Source organism: Janthinobacterium sp. PLB04, from assembly GCF_021165895.1.
GTDB classification, from domain to species: Bacteria; Pseudomonadota; Gammaproteobacteria; order Burkholderiales; family Burkholderiaceae_D; genus Janthinobacterium; species Janthinobacterium lividum.
In genome coordinates this window covers 1,598,905-1,614,937 of record NZ_CP088968.1, presented here as the reverse complement: position 1 = coordinate 1,614,937, position 16,033 = coordinate 1,598,905, and the positions used below count along the sequence as shown (strand labels likewise).

At 60.7% G+C, this 16,033-nt stretch carries 15 protein-coding genes; 6 read left to right on the top strand and 9 right to left on the bottom strand.

The window, feature by feature from the left end; translation table 11 throughout:
- Window positions 1–16: 16 nt before the first annotated feature.
- From LSO07_RS06920 to LSO07_RS06885, 8 genes are all read right to left on the bottom strand, one after another.
- Window positions 17–1,012 carry an extracellular catalytic domain type 1 short-chain-length polyhydroxyalkanoate depolymerase gene (locus tag LSO07_RS06920; RefSeq protein ID WP_151092988.1) on the bottom strand — a complete coding sequence of 332 codons (996 nt, stop codon included), beginning with the start codon at window positions 1,010–1,012 and terminating at the stop codon, window positions 17–19.
- Between the two features lie 84 nt (window positions 1,013–1,096).
- Entirely contained in the window at window positions 1,097–3,316 is a 2,220-nt protein-coding gene (locus LSO07_RS06915; protein ID WP_208672454.1) for a TonB-dependent receptor, read from the bottom strand.
- A gap of 148 nt (window positions 3,317–3,464) precedes the next feature.
- A complete protein-coding gene (locus tag LSO07_RS06910) occupies window positions 3,465–4,271 on the bottom strand; it encodes an alpha/beta fold hydrolase (protein WP_151092986.1) in 807 nt (268 codons plus the stop codon).
- 116 nt (window positions 4,272–4,387) lie between these two features.
- Complete coding sequence (locus LSO07_RS06905) at window positions 4,388–5,026, bottom strand: TetR/AcrR family transcriptional regulator (protein ID WP_034784500.1); 639 nt, start codon at window positions 5,024–5,026, stop codon at window positions 4,388–4,390.
- Between the two features lie 107 nt (window positions 5,027–5,133).
- Window positions 5,134–6,090: a bifunctional helix-turn-helix transcriptional regulator/GNAT family N-acetyltransferase gene (locus LSO07_RS06900; RefSeq protein WP_151092984.1), complete on the bottom strand. Its 957-nt coding sequence runs from the start codon at window positions 6,088–6,090 to the stop codon at window positions 5,134–5,136.
- 97 nt (window positions 6,091–6,187) lie between these two features.
- The gene (locus LSO07_RS06895) at window positions 6,188–6,613 is read right to left on the bottom strand and encodes a hypothetical protein (protein ID WP_151092981.1); all 426 of its coding nucleotides are present in this window, start codon (window positions 6,611–6,613) and stop codon (window positions 6,188–6,190) included.
- Window positions 6,614–6,640: 27 nt separating this feature from the next.
- The gene (locus LSO07_RS06890) at window positions 6,641–7,066 is read right to left on the bottom strand and encodes a hypothetical protein (RefSeq protein ID WP_151092979.1); all 426 of its coding nucleotides are present in this window, start codon (window positions 7,064–7,066) and stop codon (window positions 6,641–6,643) included.
- Window positions 7,067–7,132: 66 nt separating this feature from the next.
- Window positions 7,133–9,088, bottom strand: a complete 1,956-nt coding sequence (locus LSO07_RS06885) for a PKD domain-containing protein (protein WP_151092977.1) — start codon at window positions 9,086–9,088, stop codon at window positions 7,133–7,135.
- Window positions 9,089–9,469: 381 nt separating this feature from the next.
- On the opposite strand from LSO07_RS06885, the gene LSO07_RS06880 reads away from it, so the two are divergent.
- From LSO07_RS06880 to LSO07_RS06865, 4 genes are read left to right on the top strand one after another with little or no spacing between them, the layout of a single operon-like run.
- A complete protein-coding gene (locus LSO07_RS06880; RefSeq protein ID WP_151092975.1) occupies window positions 9,470–9,964 on the top strand; it encodes a hypothetical protein in 495 nt (164 codons plus the stop codon).
- Window positions 9,965–9,973: 9 nt separating this feature from the next.
- Window positions 9,974–10,495 carry a DUF1993 domain-containing protein gene (locus tag LSO07_RS06875; protein ID WP_151092973.1) on the top strand — a complete coding sequence of 174 codons (522 nt, stop codon included), beginning with the start codon at window positions 9,974–9,976 and terminating at the stop codon, window positions 10,493–10,495.
- Window positions 10,479–11,210, top strand: coding sequence for a DUF1566 domain-containing protein (locus tag LSO07_RS06870; protein ID WP_151092971.1), 732 nt, complete (start codon window positions 10,479–10,481; stop codon window positions 11,208–11,210). Before LSO07_RS06875 ends, LSO07_RS06870 begins: the two co-directional genes overlap by 17 nt.
- Window positions 11,211–11,252: 42 nt before the next feature.
- Window positions 11,253–11,771: a hypothetical protein gene (locus LSO07_RS06865; RefSeq protein ID WP_052140322.1), complete on the top strand. Its 519-nt coding sequence runs from the start codon at window positions 11,253–11,255 to the stop codon at window positions 11,769–11,771.
- Between the two features lie 3 nt (window positions 11,772–11,774).
- On the opposite strand, the gene LSO07_RS06860 is transcribed toward LSO07_RS06865, so the two are convergent.
- The gene (locus LSO07_RS06860) at window positions 11,775–12,491 is read right to left on the bottom strand and encodes an SDR family NAD(P)-dependent oxidoreductase (RefSeq protein WP_151092969.1); all 717 of its coding nucleotides are present in this window, start codon (window positions 12,489–12,491) and stop codon (window positions 11,775–11,777) included.
- A gap of 163 nt (window positions 12,492–12,654) precedes the next feature.
- Between LSO07_RS06860 and LSO07_RS06855 the strand changes: the two genes are divergently transcribed.
- Window positions 12,655–13,959, top strand: coding sequence for an MFS transporter (locus tag LSO07_RS06855; RefSeq protein WP_092611746.1), 1,305 nt, complete (start codon window positions 12,655–12,657; stop codon window positions 13,957–13,959).
- 337 nt (window positions 13,960–14,296) lie between these two features.
- Window positions 14,297–15,877: an isocitrate lyase gene (locus tag LSO07_RS06850; RefSeq protein WP_151092967.1), complete on the top strand. Its 1,581-nt coding sequence runs from the start codon at window positions 14,297–14,299 to the stop codon at window positions 15,875–15,877.
- The last annotated feature ends 156 nt before the right edge of the window (window positions 15,878–16,033 follow it).

Genomic DNA, 16,033 nt, shown 5'->3' with positions numbered 1-16,033 from the left:
CAAGTTTCTCAACCCGTCAACGCTGGTAATTCTTGAAGAAATTCCAGCTGATCACGGTGGCGTCCGGACCCAGCTCATCGCTGAACGGCCAGCCGGGAGGACCGCCGCTCCATGCGTGGTTCATGCCTTCCACCGTATACTTTTGCGCGATGACGGCGCCGTTGTGCAGATACGTGTCGATGGAATAGCTGCGGCCGTACGGCACCGTCTGGCGCACGATGCTGTCGGCACGGTAGCGCACGCTGTCATTGTCGAGGCCATCGTCGCCATAATCGCTGGTCTGCAGGAATTGCTCGATGGTTTGCTCGCCGTTGACGGGATTGACGACGATGTCCGAGGTGCCATGGAACACCATTGTCGGCATCAGGCGGCGCGGCGAACCGGAGCAGCGCCAGGCATCCTTGCCCCGTACTTTCGGGTCGAACGAACTGCCGTTGAACAGCGAATCGGCGGCCGTGACCATGCCGATGGCGCCCTTGTACATGCCGCCCGAATGCACCATCACGGCGGCGAACACATCGGAATAACAGGCGGCCATGATGGAGGCCATGGCACCACCGGCCGAGATGCCCGTCACATACACGCGGCTGTCCTGCACCGCATACTTGTTCTTGACCTTGTTCAAGATACCCATCAGCACGGCCGGCTCGCCCGTACCCCGCTCCTGGTTCAGCGGCAACATGAAATTCCAGCAGCGCATGGGATTGGCCGTGGCGTTCTGGCGCGGATAGACAACAATAAAGTTTTCGCTGTCGGCCAGCTGGTTGTAGCGGCTGACGGCGGCCATGCTGTTGGGCTCGGAACCGCAGCCGTGCAACATCAACACGACGGGCAGCGGCGTGTTCGGATTGTAATTGCTCGGTAGCCAGACCTGGTATTCACGTGTACCCCACAGGCTCGCGTACAGGCCGAAATCCCACTGCCCGGCGGCAGCCGGCAGCGCGGCCAGCAAGCCGCAGGCGGCGATGAGTGCAGATAATAAATGACGCAGTTGTTGATTCAGATGTGCCATGCCAGTCTCCTGATTATTATTCACGACGAAAACAGCGACAACCAACCGGCTTGACGCCCGTCAAGCCGGCACTTCTACAACCTCTTAAAATTTGTAGCCAGCCTTGGCGATGATCTGGCGTGGCGGACCATAGAAACCGTCGAGGATGAACACGGCGGGAATGTTGTAGCCATCCGTGCGGTAGCGTTTATTGCCCAGGTTGCTGCCATGCAAGCTGAAGGTCCAGTTCTTCGGCGCTTCCCACACGACGCCAGCCGTCCAGATGCTGTAGCCGCCCTGCGCCAGAGTTTCGCTCAAGTCCGTGGTCGGATACACCTTGCTGCGGTAGCCGTAGCCGACCATGCTGCGCAGCGCGCCGCCGAACACGTCGCGGTCCGTGCGCGTCAGGTTCAGGCCCACTTGCCGGGCCGGCGTATTGCTGAACTTTTGCGTATCCGCGATGTTCTTGCCGCCGCTCATGAACTCGTCATAGCCGGCGCTCAGCAAGGCGAGGAAGCCGTTGACTTCCCACTGGCGGTTGGGACGCCACGAGAATTCGAACTCGGCGCCTTTGACGGTGGCCTTGCCCGCATTCGTGAAGTCGCCATAGAAGCCCGGCACGCCGCCCGGCTGCACATAGCTGGTGAACACGGACAACTGGATATCCTTGTAGCGGTTGTAGAACAGGGCCACGTTGGCGTCAAACGTGTCGTCCGGCGCCGCGTACTTCATGCCCACTTCCAGCGCATCGAGTTTTTCATCCTTGTACGGCCGCGCCGAGTCTGGCACCACCAGGTTGTTGGCGCGCACGTTGTAGCCGCCCGACTTGAAACCGCGCGACAGGTTGCTGTAGAAATTCGTCGTCTTTGACGCTTCGTAGCGCACGGACAGTTTCGGCGAGGTATTGCTGACCGACAAGGACTTGTCGAAGTCGGCCGCCGTCTGGATAGGCCGCGTAAAGCCCACGTCGGCGAAAGCACGGTTGAGCACGATGGCGCGCTTTTCCTCGCGCGTGTGGCGCAAGCCCGCATTGATGCTCCACACCTTGCCCAGCGGCCAGGTCCAGTCCGTGTACAACGCCGTGCTGTCCGTCTCCACCGTGCTGACGGCGGCCGTGAACTGGCGCCCCAGGAAATTGTTGTAGATGCCGCCGCCGGCCGTGCCTTCGAAGCGGTACAGGCCGATCACGCCGGCGCCATAGTCGCCGCTGTACGAGGCCTGCAATTCCAGGCTCTTCTGTTCGTCACGCGAGTCGCCGAACACGTCGGCGATGGGCAGCGGCAAGCCGTCGAAGTCGATGGTTTGCTCGGACGTGCTGCGCCGCTTGGCGCCGATCACTTTGACGGACCAGTCATTCGACAAGGTGTAGTTGGCCACCAGCGAACCGCCACGGTTGTGCGTGAAGTTGTTGCCCGGCATGCCGCTCTGGATGTCATAGGCATCCGTGCTGGCCGGCCGCTTGAGCGGATCGAAGGCGCTCACGCCCATGCGCTGGAAACCGCGCACGCCCGACTTGTCGTCCGTGGCGTCCAGGCTCAGCACGACGGTGAGCGGGATGTCCTGCGGAAAGTAGCCGACGGACAGGCGCGCGGCCGTGCTGTCCTGGTCGCTGACCTGTTCGCCGTTGAAGGTGTTGCGGCCAAAACCGTCGCGGTCCAGCTTGGCAGCTGCCAGGCGCGCGCGCCAGGTACCGTTCTCGTTGGCCACATTGAAGGCGGCCTTGAAGTTGCGCTGGTTGTAATTGCCGATGCCTACTTCCGCCGAGGCGCCGTTTTCCTTCGCCAATGGGCGCGAGATGTACTTGATGGCGCCGCCGATGGTGTTCTTGCCATACAAGGTGCCTTGCGGGCCGCGCAGCACTTCGATGCGCTGCACGTCGAACACGTCGAGCAAGGCGCCTTGCGGCCGGGCCATGTAGACATCGTCAAAATAAATGCCCACGCCCGGGTCCACGCCCCAGACTGGGTCGGCCTGGCCCACGCCGCGAATGAAGGCCGTCAGGGTGGTATTCGTGCCGCGCGAAGCGTACACGGTCAGGTTCGGCACGCGCTCCTGCAAGTCGGCCAGGTTCTGGATATTCGCCCGTTCCAGGGCCTTGGCGGAAAACGCCGTGACGGCCAGCGGCACGTCCTGCAGCCGCTCTTCGCGGCGGCGGGCGGAAACGGTGACGGTTTCCATGCGTTCTTTCGCATCGCTGGCCTCGCTGGCGCTTTGGGCGCTGGCGGCGCCAGACGTGGCGGCCTCCTGTGCCAGGGCCTGGGTAGAAAAGCTGAAGGCACCGGCAACGGCAAGGGCGGCGGGCATCAATTTCAAAGCAAGTTTCATAGCGTCTCCAATGTCAGGCTTGCTTACCGCCAGGGAAGACGGCCGGATTCCAGAATCGCAAGACGTAACGGTACCCGCGCGCGCAATGCGAGCACCTGCCCAGCGATGACTGTTTCCCGGCCCCCGGCTCGTGCGGCGAGTGGCCTGTTTATTTTGAATGTAGAGTAAGGAAGGACTGCAACAAGGTATTCACACGCTGCGCCTGGTCCAGGGGCGTGGCGTGGCGCGAGTTCGCGATGATCTCGATCTCGCACTGCTGAAACTGTGCGGCAAAGGCCCGCTTGCTGGCGACGGGCGTGTAATCCTGGTCCGCCGCCATGATGAAGACGGGCATGGCCAGGGCCTGGAAATGAATGTCGATATCCCAGTGGAAAATGGCGTCCAGCGCGGCCAGGTAGGCGCGCTTGTCCATGCCCGCCATCTGCGTGGCGAAACGCTCGACGAGGGCTTGCTGGACCGGATCGGGAAACAGTCTCTTGCCGATGATCTTGCCCATGGCTTTCAGGCCGAAGGTGGCGATCACCGTGCGGCGCAGCCAGTAGGCAAACAGCAGCGCGGCCGGCTTGCTGCCCTGGAACGGCTGGGAATTGATCAGGCACAAACTGGCCACGCGGCCGGGGGCGCGGTTGGCCATTTCCAGGCCCACCATGCCGCCCAGGGAAAAGCCGACGATGTGCGCGCGCGGCACGTCTAGCTGGTCCATCAGGTTGAAGAGGTCGTTGGCGAAGTCGCCGATCTGCCAGTCGCCGTTTGGCGCGGGACTGGCGCCATGGCCACGCAGGTCTGGCACGATCAGGCGATGCGAAAGACTGAGGGCGTCGATTTGCGGGCGCCAGTCTTCAGCGCAGGAACCGAGGCCGTGCAACAAAAACACGGGATCGCCCTGCCCTGTCTCTGTGCCGGGATCGAGGTCGAGGTAATGCAATGGAACATCGGATGTCGTGTGACGCCGCATTCTGTCTCCTTGCTGTTGAACATGCTTTGTGTTCAGGTGCAGGAATATATTTTCCTGCTGTTGGAAAACATAATACGGAATCCGAATTCCGATTTCAAGTTAAATCGCTAAATATCTCAAGTCAGGTAATTTAAAGCAACACGCACCAGCTCATCCTCCAGCGCCGCGGCCGATAAAAAGGAGAGCGAGCCCGACAACACGTGCTGGTTCAGGATGCCCAGCAGCACGGGCGGCACCACCATCATCGCCTGCGTGGGATTCGGATGGCGGATGCTGGCCGACTTGCTGGCCAGCACGGCCACCGTGCGCTGCGAAATCAGATGGTTGATCTGGTGCACCTTGTCGCGGAATTGCGCATCCTGCGAGCAACGGGTGATCAAGGCGCGCAACACGCCGCGCCGGCCCATGTTGACGGCCACGAACATGGCCACCATGGCGCGGATGAACTCTTCCAGGCTGCGCCCTTCCCACTGGCGCAGCTCCGTCAGGGTCTCGACCTTTTCCACCATGTCGGAAAAAAAACGCTGCAGCAGCAAGCGGCTCAGGGTGTCCTTGTCGCCCAATAAACGGTAAAACGTACCCACCGAGGTTTCCGCCAGCTTGGCCAGGTCGGCCACGCCGATTTCATCGAAACGGTTTTCCGCCAACAACTGTTCACCCACCAGCAGCAAGCGCTCGAAGGCCAGCTTGCTGCGCGCCTGGGTGGGCTCGGGTGGAACGATCAACTGCGGGAAGGGCATCGGGAAGGAAGGCATGCGGCGTCGGCGTCTCGAAATAGTGGAACCTGGGTTCCGTTATGGGTGCGCGTATTGTAACGCGGGAGACGCCCGATGGGGAGCGCCGCGTGGCGCCCTCGCGTGTGCTACCTGCCCTGCCACTCCATGTAGACGTCGGCACGCTGGTAATGGGCGTCGCCGGCGGGCCGCGCCACGTGGGTAAAGCCGCTGCTTTCATACAGGCGGATGGCGGGCGCCAGCTTGCTGTTCGACTCCAGGAACAGCCGTTGCGCGCCGCTGGCCTCGAAGGCATCGAAAGCCCGTTCGATCATCCGGCGCGCGATGCCCAGGCCCTGGCATTCAGGCGTGACGGCCATCTTCGACAGCTCGATACTGCCATCGCCGGCGCGGATGAGGGCGCAGGTGCCGACGATCTTGCCGTCCAAACGCGCGAGAAAAATCTGCCCGCCGTCGTCGAGGATCGAACGTTGCGGATCGGACAGCACCTTGTCGTCCAGCGCCTCGACATAGAAATAACGCTCCAGCCATTCGATATTCAGGCGCTTGAAATCTGCCGCGTAAGGCGCCGCGTAATCGATGATTTCCACGGCAGCCCGCTCGCGCTGGCGCCGGCAAGCGGCGATCGTCTCGCCGAATCCCTGCGATTGCAAGCGCGCTTCAGCCCGCTCCAGGCTGGCCATCAGCTGCGGCGCGCCCTGCTCGAACACCACATCGACGGCCGCGCGCACATCGTCCCACAGGGGCGCCATGTTGCGCAGCAAGGCTTGCCCGGCGTCGGACAGCGCCAGCAGGCGCCGCCGTTCATCCTTGGCGTCCGGCATCTCCGCCACCACGCCCGCATCGAGCAGCTTGCGTCCCAGCTGCACCACCACAGGGTGCGTCTGCCCGATCTGCGCGGCCAGGGCCGTGATCGCCGTCGGGCCATTGTCGCGCAGCAGCAATAACAAAGGGAAACAGCGCGACGTCAGCTCGACACCGGCCGCCAGATAGCTGGTATCGACGCCGGCATACAGTTGATCGGAAAGACGGCGCAGGCGGCTGGCCAGCATCAGGGAGCCATAGGTTTGCAGGGTGGAGGACATGTTGGGCAGGATATATGTAAGTAGTTACGTATACACTAACGTAAACCAGTTTCCTTGGTCAAGAAGAAGTATTCGCCGCACAACAGGCACGTCGAAGTCAGAACACGCCAGCCTTGCCCGCATCAAAGGCTTCCTTCCACAGATGGTAGCCCTCCAGTTCGCTTTCATGAACAGCTTCATGGCCTATCAATGACTGCCCCTCCGCTGCGCCCGGACTGCGATTCGGAGCGTGGCCTATCCTGACCGTCCAGCTGCCATCCAGCGCAGCGGCCTGCGCCTCCTCGGCCGAGTCGAACTCGTATTCGCCGTATGCACAGCCGATGATCAGCAGGTAATCGTCCTCCGTTGCCACGATGTCCTTGCCGCCCATGTAAATCGCCTCGCCGCGGCCGACCTCGACTGTATCTATCTTCAACACCTTGGAAACAGAAAACTTGCCGCCCTCGTCTTGGGAAAGCAGCAGGTCTCCTTGCTCGAAAGGAAAAGTTTTATAGTCGGGAGGGAAGAAATTTCCTGCAATCATGGGTACACCTTTCAGTTTATATTTACATCAATCTTCATCGGCCAGCGCCGCTTGCAGCCTGGCTCGGAACACCGCCCCGGCCAGCTCGCCCAAGGTCGGCCACACCTGCGTCAGCCAGCGCTTGCCCTCCTCGCTCACCGCCACATACGGCGCGTCGCGCGTGGCGCAGGCCAGGCCAATCGCGATGACTTGCCCCGCATCTTCCAGGCCGCCCGCGATCATGGCGTCAATGGGCAAGGCGATCAGCTCGGCGGTCAGATGCGGACGCAGCAGGCAGGCAGGCGCGATGATGGCGAACGACGCTTCCGCATAATTCCAGCAATTGGTGGGCCAGTGGGCGTTTTTCACATTTTCCAGGAAGACAGCATCACTGAGCGTTTCCGGATGGGCTTGCGCCTGCGCATAAAAGGCGGCAAGGGCGACGAGTTGGGGCGGGGAAGTCCAGGTGGGCATGGGAACACAGACAAGAAGGGCTGGCGAATACGAGACCGAAGCCCGGCATTCGCCATATTACATCACTTAATTTGACGTGAAGTCGGCGTTATAAACGAAAGACTGGCCCGTTTCCGCCACAAAGAACTTGTACGTCAGTTTGGCAGTTGCGCTATTCGTCTTGGGCGACACCAGCGAGAAGGTGGCGCTGCTGCCGGCAGGAATGACCTGGCCCGACACCAGACCGACGATGGCTGGAACGACCTTGCCGGTACTGTCGACGGCCGTCACATGGGTAATCATGAAGCTCGTCCCGGCGGCGGCCACCTTGAAGGTATCGACCGTAAAGTTGGCCGCACACGATCCCGAGCACGACTTATGTACCGTCGCATTGGCGAGGTAAGGCAAACCGGCCTTCGTGTCGACCGGACCGGCCCCATTGTCCTGCACCTGGTACAAATTGAGCAGATTCGGCGTCGCCGTCACCGCCATATTATCTTCGCGACTATTCTCCGAGCCATCGTTGACGATTAATGTCGCGACATAACTGCCGGCCATATCTGCGAAAAATGTCGGCTGCGCGGCAGTCAGCGATGACAGCACGGCCGCGCTGCCAGCAGGCTTGCTCCTCAATTGCCAGCGGTATGTCAAGACATCGTGTTCCACATCCGTACTGCCAAGTCCCGTCAAACGCACGGTCGTTCCTGGCGCGACAAACTGATCTATGCCCGCATTGGCCCTCGGCTCCACATTGGTCGAGCTTGCAGTGGCAATAATGGTGGCGGTCGATGGGGCACTGTCGACCGTACCGTCATTGACGACAAGGCTGACGACATAGGTTCCCGGCACATTCGCCCAAAATCTGCTGACTGTCTGGCTGCGGTCCCATTCGCCGGGAAATGGCTGCAGCATACTATTTGCAGGCACGGAGATGAACGTCCATTTATAACTGAGATTGTCGCCGTCCGCATCCGAACTACCCCTGCCATCGAGGGTCACACCATACGCACTTGCCTGCACACGCTGATCCACCCCGGCATTCGCCACCGGGGCGGCATTCGTGGACGTCGCCGTAATCGTGACGCTCATTGAATCGCTCATTCTCGCTGCGTCCCACACACGCAACGTGGCGACATACGTGCCAGCCTTGTCGGCGATAAAAGAGGGGTTCACCAGCGTTGCGGACGACAACGTGGCAGTACTCCCCACAGGACGGTAAGTCAGGGTCCAGTAATACGTCAGGGCATCGCCATTCGCATCGGAACTTGCGCTGCCGTCGAGAATGACGGTGCTACCTTTGAGCACGTTTTGCGCCACGCCCGCATTGGCCAATGGTCGGACATTGCCGACAACCGCCGTCGTCGTCACGAAAGCCGGCGCACTATCCACCTTGCCATCATTGACAACTAGGCTCAGTTCATAGGCACCCGGCAAATCCACGTCGACATACGGACGCACGGAGTTTGCATCCACGATCCGTGCAGTACTGCCGGCCGGCTTCGATACCAGGCTCCATTTATAGGTGAGGATATCGCCATTCGCATCGCTGCTTGCGCTACCGTCCAACATGATGCCCATACCCGCAACGATGGTCATTGCATGCCCCGCGTTGGCGACCGGCGGTGCATTGGCTACCGATGCGGTGATCGTGACCGAAGACAGCTCGCTGCTGATCTTGCCATCGTTGACCTGCAAAGTGGCCATGTAAGTACCAGCCACATCGGCGGTAAAGGTCGGTTTCACCGCGGATAAGGAATCGAGGGCGGCGGCACTGGTGACGGGTTTGGAACTCATCACCCATTTATAGGTCAAGGCATCGCCATTGGCGTCGGAGCTGGTACTCGCATCCAGGGTCACGACGCTACCAACCACCACGCTTTGGGTGGGCCCGGCTTGCGCGACTGGCTGCGTATTGACCACGGTGACGGGGGGCGTTACGGGTGGCGCCACGACGCCGCCATTGTCCGCAGCGTCATTGCTCCCGCCGCCACAGGCCGACAAGGCAGCAAAAGCCAGCGCATAAAATAAAATTCTACTATTCACGTAATATTCCGATCAGGTTAATGATATTTCACTCGACCCGAATTATTCATGATAAATAAAAAATATGATAGGCAAGCGCTGAATTGAACGGCATAAAAATATCTTAATTCCAGCGCCGTCTTCGTATTATCCATTTCAAATAAAGAAAAATAATCGTATCGAAACCATCGACCAACCCTTATTTGTAACGATGAGTCACCATGGACAATCCAATTGATAAACACGAAAACAAGGATGATTCATTTTCATCGAAAGGAAATATGCCACCATCAATAGAATTACAGACAAAGGCAGCATAAGTCATAATGGCAGCCCCGTCGCGATCATTTCATTCACTCCATGCCATCATCATTCGAACGTTGGAAAGCCGAACTTCTAATTGTGGGTAACATCGTCCAGGATGACGATACCTCCACGCCGCCCGATGAGGCCCATCGGCGCTTCCAGCGCTACTGCGCCATGCTCGATGCGCTGACGGGCACGGAAGGCGCGCAATTCGCACTGGCCATTTTTCAATCCGTGCAAGCCGAGCACGACTACGGCGCCTATCAGACCGCCAACCGCGCCGCCTGGCGCTTCGGTGAAACAGTGTATTGCACGGCACTACTACAGGAACTGCCGCGCCTGATCGCCAGCCTGCCCGACTGGGCTGGAGAATTTCTTGTCGGTATCGCCAACGGCGCCGGCACGCCCAGCGCCTCGACCATCACCTGCTTCAACACCGTGCTGGCCACCGCGCCACCAGCGCATCAAGCGCTGATCGCAGCCTTTATTGCACAGGAAGAAGACGACGGCTGGTTCGACCATTGCCCTGGCGTACTGGGGCATCCGTCAAGGCCGGGCGCCTTTCCACTCCCTGTCAACATCACTACTTGAGGAATATGCATGTCGGTCTACGCCATTACCATACCCTGCTTTGCACAGATGCTGCGCTCCCTGACGACGCTGTTAAATAAAGGCGAGGAACGCGCCCAGACGCTGGGTTTCGATCCCCAAAATCTGCTCGACGCGCGACTGGCGCCCGACATGCACACCCTGGCGCGCCAGGTGGAATTCACGTGTACCCAGGCGCAGGAAGCCGTGTGCCGGCTGACACAGCAAGCTCTGCCCCTGCTCGCCACGCCCGCCAACATGCCGCAAGCCAAGGTGCTGATCGACGACACCTTGGCCATGCTCGCTTCGGCGGACCGCGCAGCCATCGACGCTGGCGCGCAGCAGCCAGTGTCGATCGCCCTGGCCGGTGGACTGACCTTCGACATGACGGGCCAGGAATACGCGCTCAACTGGGCCACGCCGCAGTTCTATTTTCACCTGGTGACGGCGTATAACATCCTGCGCCATAACGGCGTGCCGCTTGGCAAGGCCGAGTATGTACAACATATGTTTGCGTATGCGCGCCAGCCATAACCACCAGGGCGCCATTGACGGCGAGCGCTACGCGGGCATCATGCCTGGCCACGCTGGCGGTGCCGGCTACCGGCTGTTCCTGCTGCCCGGCGAAGCCGATGCCCTGCCCTGGCAAGCCGCGCTCGACTGGGCCGCGGCACGCGATGCCTGCCTGCCGACGCGCAGCGAATTGGCCCTGCTGCACGCCAACTTGCGCCATGTCTTCCCGGACGCCTGGTACTGGTCGTCGGAAGCGGACGCCATCCTGCCCCGCATGGCCTGGAGCCACGATTTCGATAACGGCACCCAGTACAACTTTCGCAAAACCTACTCGGGCCGCGCCTGCGCCGTGCGCCGGGTCGCGCTGCCGCCATCGGCCGCCGCGCCCGTCCCTTTGCAGCAGGGCGAACGCTATGCCGGCCTGATCCTCGGCACGGATGACGCGCCCGATTACCATCTGGTATTGCAGCCGGACAAGTTCGAGTCGGAGTACAACTCGTGGCAAGCCGCATCAGACTGGGCCGCCAGTCTGGGCCACAGCTTGCCGGATCGACGCGAGCAGACCTTGCTGTATGCAACGCTGAAAGATGCATTCCGGCCAAACTGGCACTGGTCGAGCGAATGGGGCGACATCAAGGACGAAGCGTGGTGCAAGGATTTTGACACGGGCGTCGCCTATCAGAACGCGCGCGAGTTTGACGGCTATGCGCGCTGCGTGCGCCGGGTGCTTGTATAGTACGCGTTTGCTCAAGCGAGCGATGCCCCATCAAGGAAAACCATGCTGTTATCACTCGACGATCCCCTCTGGCCCACCCTGGAAGGCGGCTACCGCGTACCTTACGACGTGGCCGAGGCGCTCAAGGCCATGCAGGCGGGCGAAGACGTGTGGCATGAGCTATGGGAAGAGTTGCACCACCAGGGCGACGTGGGCGTCGCCTCGTATGCTGCCGTGCCCCAGCTCGTGCACATGTTGGGCGGCGCCGAGTCGCGCGAGGAAGATTTCTATGCGCTCATCGCCCTGATTGAAATCGAGCGCCACCGCCAGCACAATCCGCCTCTGCCGGACTGGCTGGCCGACAGCTATCGCGATGCCTGGGCGCAACTGCCCGCCATCGCCGCGCGCGACTTGCAGGGCCAGCTCGACCCCGTCATGCTGGAATCCGTGTTCGCCGTGCTGGCCCTGGCCAAGGGCAAGCTGCGGCTGGGCGCCGCCCTGATGCACATGGATAGCTCGGAAGTGGACGAGTGGCTGGAAGAGCATCTCGGCTGGTCCGAGGTCTACGGCAAGGACGCTTAAGAGTCAGAAACGCTCGTCGCGCAGCGCCGGCATCACCAGTTCGCGCACGAACGAGGCGTTCGACAAGCTCAGCAAGGTGCGCACGACGGCAACGACGTCATGCACGGGTATCAGCTCGCCTTCGCCGCGCGCGCTAGCGTCCGCCAGCGGCACGGACAAGCCATCGTAGGTATTCAGGTAGCCGAGTTGCAGCGCCGTCACGGCCAGTCCCTGTTCGCGGAAACCTTCGCGCAAGGCGTCGGCGATGCCGTTCAAGGCGAATTTCGACGCGCTGAACGTCACTTCCGGGCGGCCGCTCTGGCGCAGGCCGGACGTCGAGCCCGTGAGTATCAGCTGCGGCTTGCTGCTGGCCAGCAATCTCGGCACCAGGCGCTTGAGCAGTAATATCGTCGCCGTAATGTTGGTATTGACCATGTCGACGATGGCATCGTCCGCATCGCCGAGAAAAGCATACTCGTCGCTGAACGCTTTTTCTTCCCACACGCCCAGGTTATAGATAACCGCGTCCAGCGCGGCGGGCGCTGCACGCGCGATGCGTTCGACGGCCTCCGCCGGCGCCGCCAGGTTCGCCGCGATCCATTGCAGTTGCGTCCCCTGGCCTGCGGGCAAGTCGGCAGGTTGCTGGCGCGATACGCCGATGACGGCATGTCCGTCAGCGAGCATACCGTCCACCAGCGCGCGTCCCAGGCCCCGGCTGGCGCCCACGATCATGATATGCATACTGTGTCCTTTCCAATGAAGTCAACGCCGATGATAGCGGCGTTGTATTAAGCACAGCTGAGGCGGCTCCCCCTACGCGCGCGCCTGCCACAGCATTTACTCACGCGGCGGAAATGCGTATGCTAGATCCGGCAATCTCCGATAACACACAAGAACGAGACACATGCCTACTTCCGACACCGCCGCAAGCAACGCCGCAACGCGTCCCCTCACCCAGCAAGACTATAAAACCCTGTCGCTGGCCGCCCTCGGTGGCGCGCTGGAATTCTACGATTTCATCATCTTCGTTTTCTTTGCCAACGCCATCGGCCAGTTGTTCTTCCCGCCGGAAATGCCGGAATGGCTGCGTTTGCTGCAAACCTTCGGCATCTTCGCCGCCGGCTACGTCGTGCGTCCCCTGGGCGGCATCGTCATGGCCCACTTCGGCGACTTGCTGGGCCGCAAACGCATGTTCACGCTCTCCATCCTGATGATGGCCGTGCCGACACTGCTGATCGGCCTGCTGCCCACCTACGCCACCATCGGCCTGGCCGCCCCGCTGCTGCTGCTGTTGATGCGCATCTTCCAGGGTGCGGCCGTGGGCGGCGAAGTGCCGGGCGCCTGGGTGTTTGTCTCCGAACACGTGCCCAGCCGTTTCACGGGTTTTGCCTGCGGCGTGCTGACGGCCGGCCTGACCGTCGGCATCCTGCTCGGTTCGCTCGTGGCGACGGGCTTGAACACCGTGTACACGCCGCAAGAAATCACCGATGGCGCCTGGCGCTATCCATTCCTGCTGGGCGGCATCTTCGGCTTTGGCGCCATGTATCTGCGCCGCTGGCTGCATGAAACGCCGGTGTTTGCGGAAATGCAGCAGCGCAAGGCCCTGGCCACGGAAATGCCCTTGAAATCCGTGCTGCGCAGCCACCGCGGCGCCGTCGTCGTGTCGATGCTGCTGACCTGGATGCTGTCGGCCGGCATCGTCGTCGTCATTTTGATGACGCCTGCCCTGCTGCAAAAGATCCACCACATCGCGCCGCGCACCACCCTGGTGGCCAATACCGTTGCCACCCTGTGCCTGGCTTTCGGTTGCATCATCGCCGGCATGCTGGCCGACCGCCTGGGCGGCAAGCGCGTGATCTTCGTCGGTTCCGTGCTGCTGGCCATTTCCACGTACCTCTTCTACACCACCGTCGGCAGCCGCCCCGACCTGCTGCTGCCCCTGTACGCGATGACGGGCCTGTTCGTCGGCGTCGTCGGCGCCGTGCCCTACGTGCTGGTGCAAGCGTTCCCGGCCCAGGTGCGCTTCTCGGGACTGTCGTTTTCCTACAACTTGTCGTACGCGATTTTCGGCGGCCTGACACCCGTGGTCGTCACCCTCATGCTGAAGAACAACGTGCTGGGCCCCGCCTATTACGTGATCGGCGTGTGCGTGGTGGGCATGCTCACGGCACTGTTCATCAAGGACCAGCGGCAGACGGTGGGACGTTAAATCAGCCGCCAGCGAGCCAAGCCACCTTCGGGTGGCTTTTTTTTCGCCCTGATTTGTCGCGCTGCACCAAAATCTGAAAAGGCGTTTCACATCGCGGGATTTCAAACGGCAGACTCATCCATTAATGCTCTCACTTTTTGAAAATTCATTTCACATCCTGAAAAATTATAATTAAGTCGTTGAAAAAGAACGATTAAATTTAAGTTATATGTCTTATATAAGACTTGAAGATCGGCGCGAATCGGCCTACTATTTAGTCATGCAGTTTGCTTCGACAAGACGTTGTGGCGCACTCGGCGATTTTCTCAAACATAGCTTTTCTTTTTAGGAGATTCACATGTCCCAATATCAAGACGACATCAAGACTGTTGCTGGTTTGAAAGACCAACAAGGTAGCGCCTGGAACGCCATCAATCCCGAGTCCGCCGCCCGCATGCGCGCACAGAACAAGTTCAAGACCGGCCTGGACATCGCCAAGTACACGGCAAAGATCATGCGCAACGACATGGCCGCCTATGATGCGGACCCATCCAAGTACACCCAGTCGCTCGGTTGCTGGCATGGTTTCATCGGTCAACAGAAGATGATCTCGATCAAGAAGCACTTCAACAGCACCGACCGCCGCTACCTCTACCTGTCAGGCTGGATGGTTGCCGCCCTGCGCTCCGAGTTCGGCCCGCTGCCGGACCAGTCGATGCACGAGAAAACCGCCGTTTCCGCCTTGATCAAGGAGCTGTACACCTTCCTGCGCCAGGCCGATGCCCGCGAACTGGGCGGCCTGTTCCGCCAGCTGGACGCGGCCCAAGGTGATGCCAAGCAAGCCATCCAGGCCAAGATCGACGGCCACGTCACCCACGTCGTGCCCATCATCGCCGACATCGACGCCGGTTTCGGCAATGCCGAAGCCACCTATTTGCTGGCGAAACAGTTCATCGAAGCGGGCGCCTGCTGCATCCAGATCGAAAACCAGGTGTCCGACGAGAAACAATGCGGCCACCAGGACGGTAAAGTCACGGTGCCGCACGAAGACTTCCTGGCCAAGATCCGCGCCATCCGCTACGCCTTCCTGGAACTGGGCGTGGACGACGGCATCATCGTTGCCCGTACCGATTCGCTGGGCGCCGGCCTGACCAAGCAGATCGCCGTCACCAACGAGCCAGGCGACCTGGGCGACCAATACAACTCCTTCCTCGACTGCGAAGAAGTGTCGGCCGACGCGCTGGGCAATGGCGACGTCATCATCAAGCGCGAAGGCAAGCTGCTGCGTCCGAAACGCCTGCCGAGCAACCTGTTCCAGTTCCGTGCCGGTTCCGGCGAAGAGCGTTGCGTGCTCGACTGCATCACCTCGCTGCAAAACGGCGCCGACCTGCTGTGGATCGAAACGGAAAAACCGCATATCGCGCAAATCGGCGGCATGGTCAGCGAAATCCGCAAGGTCATCCCGAATGCCAAGCTGGTGTACAACAACAGCCCGTCGTTCAACTGGACCCTGAACTTCCGCCAGCAAATCTTCGACGGCATGAAAGCGGCAGGCAAGGACGTGTCCGCCTACGACCGCGCCCAGCTGATGAGCGTGGAATATGACCAGACGGAACTGGCGATCGCCGCCGACGAGAAAATCCGCACCTTCCAGGCCGACTCGGCCCGCGAAGCCGGCATCTTCCACCACCTGATCACCCTGCCGACCTACCACACGGCAGCCTTGTCGACCGACAACCTGGCCAAGGAATACTTCGGCGACCAGGGCATGCTGGGCTACGTGGCCGGCGTGCAGCGCAAGGAAATCCGCCAGGGCATCGCCTGCGTGAAACATCAAAACATGTCCGGCTCGGACATCGGCGACGATCACAAGGATTACTTCAGCGGCGAAGCGGCGCTGAAGGCGGCTGGTAAAGACAATACGATGAACCAGTTCTGAGCTTTTGGTTTGGTTGTAGAGTAAGAAGGCCCGCTTTGGCGGGCTTTTTTCGTTAACCGAACGGCAATCCCGCTTGCTAAGGATGTTAATGCTTTATAGGCATACCGCGAAGCGATAGCGCCAATGTCAACGGCAATCGATATCGTTCTGCCCGGC